Source organism: Coprococcus sp. AM100_B19A, assembly GCF_027662015.1.
Classification (GTDB): Bacteria; Bacillota; Clostridia; order Lachnospirales; family Lachnospiraceae; genus Allocoprococcus; species Allocoprococcus comes.
In genome coordinates this window covers 1-2,090 of record NZ_JAQDKN010000039.1, presented here as the reverse complement: position 1 = coordinate 2,090, position 2,090 = coordinate 1, and the positions used below count along the sequence as shown (strand labels likewise).

Annotated in this window: 4 protein-coding genes; all 4 read right to left on the bottom strand. The window is 37.3% G+C overall.

Features of this window, described 5'->3' with window-relative positions; genetic code table 11:
- Nucleotides 1-20: 20 nt before the first annotated feature.
- Nucleotides 21-605, bottom strand: a complete 585-nt coding sequence (locus PGQ33_RS16625; RefSeq protein WP_270206117.1) for a 4Fe-4S binding protein — start codon at nucleotides 603-605, stop codon at nucleotides 21-23.
- Nucleotides 602-802, bottom strand: coding sequence for a 4Fe-4S binding protein (locus PGQ33_RS16620; protein WP_243273531.1), 201 nt, complete (start codon nucleotides 800-802; stop codon nucleotides 602-604). The genes PGQ33_RS16625 and PGQ33_RS16620 overlap by 4 nt, the downstream gene beginning before the upstream one ends.
- A gap of 119 nt (nucleotides 803-921) precedes the next feature.
- Nucleotides 922-1,248, bottom strand: coding sequence for a hypothetical protein (locus PGQ33_RS16615; protein ID WP_222891074.1), 327 nt, complete (start codon nucleotides 1,246-1,248; stop codon nucleotides 922-924).
- 91 nt (nucleotides 1,249-1,339) lie between these two features.
- Nucleotides 1,340-2,090: hypothetical protein (locus PGQ33_RS16610; RefSeq protein ID WP_330663305.1), on the bottom strand; the 751-nt coding region annotated here is incomplete at its 5' end.

Sequence of the window (2,090 nt, the reverse complement as noted above, 5' to 3'; positions counted from 1 at the left end):
TTATGAATCACCTTATAGTATTACTTCTTTTCATTATTTTTTAATTTACAGATACCCTGCGTCATTGTTCCCATTGGACAAAATGTACACCAGGTTCGTGGCTTATATAACACCATTACGATCAACCCTAACAACAAAGATGTAAGCATCAAACTATAAAATCCAAAACTAAACTGTGCCACCCAATCAGCTACTGTTCCGGCAGTGTATGTCCATCCCCACGGAACACGGAAGGTCCAGAATAATTTGATGGCTTCACGCAAGGATGATGATCCGGCACCAACTAAATATGTCTGAAATACCATATTCCCAAACATTGTAAGGAAAAATATCAAAAAGCCGTATCGGAACCATTTTGAACTCATCCATCGCGGGGTTGGTTTATTTCTTGAGCATTTTAAATCTCCACCAAGCTTACTAAAAAGCTGGCCACGTCCACACAAATGATTACAGAAAAATTTATTTCCACCGAATATTGCTATTCCTAACGGCAACAGGAAATCAATCATCCCAAACCAAGCGAACAAAACATTAAAAAAACCGAGAGCAAAATAAAGGATCGCCCATATCCATAAATAATCATACCAATGTTTCTTTTTCTTCACATCGCTGTCCTCTCTTTCATTTCAATACAACCTGCCGGACAGGATTTTGCACATTTTCCACATCCTACACACACTGTTTCTTCTACCACAGCATAACATCCATGGTAAACTTTGGCCGCTGTCAGCGGACAAGTATTTTCACATACTCCGCAGGCAACACATCTTTTTTTATCGACACTTGCCATTCTTTTTGCCAATGCTTTGTTCCCCTTTCAAATTTTGTATCTCTATTGTACCTGAAAAAGGTAAATCCTTCTGTGATATTATTACATAAGAATTTACCTTGAACGCTAATCATTACAATGACATATTTTTATTATACATTACCTTTATATTTATATATGATGTTTAGAATTTCCTCAGTTGTTCGAATAATTTCTTTTTGTTTTTCTTTCATTGTTATAGATTTGCTTTCTTCTTCAGCTAACGAAGAGTAAAGGTGAATGGTATTAGCATGATTCCATATCTCATCGTAAATTTTCTCGATTTCATCAGCACTCCGAAATGCCTGGTCTGTTTGCATTTGCAAGTGTTCTCGTTGCTCTTCCAGATGATTCATCCGTTCTTGTAACTGATCCCTTTCTTTCTGCAATCGATCATGTTGTGCTTGCAGTTGATCTATTTGTATTTTAATTTCGCTCATCTTTTCTTTCTGTCTCCGCATAAGCATCATCAAATATACAACTACAACTACAAATACAAATAATAGTATTATGTACAGCATAAACTTCTCCTCACGACACATATATTTCGACGGTTTTCCGCAAATCAACTATTGATAATGGCATAGAAAGAACAGTTAGTTTTCCTGCATTCTTTTTAATTTCAACAGCATCAGGATTGCCTGCGATTAAAATTACAGGTGTTGTCCTGTCCGCACGCCATGGCTGATTCGGTTGGCTCGTCATATCTTCGGTAACAATCCAAAGATCCGGCTTATGTCTGCCTAATCTTGTTTTAGCACTTTCCGGTGTGTAAAACAGCATGATCTGATCTGAAATAAATTGCAATGTTTCTTTTAATCCTTTTGCATAACGTTCACTGCCACAGACCAGTGCAATAATAGAAGCAGCTTTCTTTTTTTGTGTTACCTGAATAAAATCCAAAACTGGTGTATTATAGAGACTAAAGTCTTTTTCCAAATGAACTTTATCATAATAATTCTTTGCTGCCTTGCACATCCTCAGACAAAACTGTTCTATGTCTATACGAATATCGTTTCCGTTCTCCTGTATGTTCATACTTTCCAACTGACAAACTGACATTCCACAGTTTAGTCCAAGATGAAAGCGTATATTATTTTCTCTGCCAACAGCGTTCTCCGCAAATATATGGCTTTTCATCGGATTGAGATAGTTTAAAGTAGTCCCCTGCATATTCATCAAACCAGCGAATATACTGGGTTCCCACATCACGGGTCGGATTCTTTTGCCGATCCAGCATAACCCGGCCATCTCGATAATGTTTAACAATTTCCGGGAAAGC

Excerpts from the sequence above, each read along its gene's own strand:
- PGQ33_RS16615 (WP_222891074.1), bottom strand. The coding sequence starts at position 1,248 with ATGAGCGAAATTAAAATACAAATAGATCAACTGCAAGCACAACATGAT.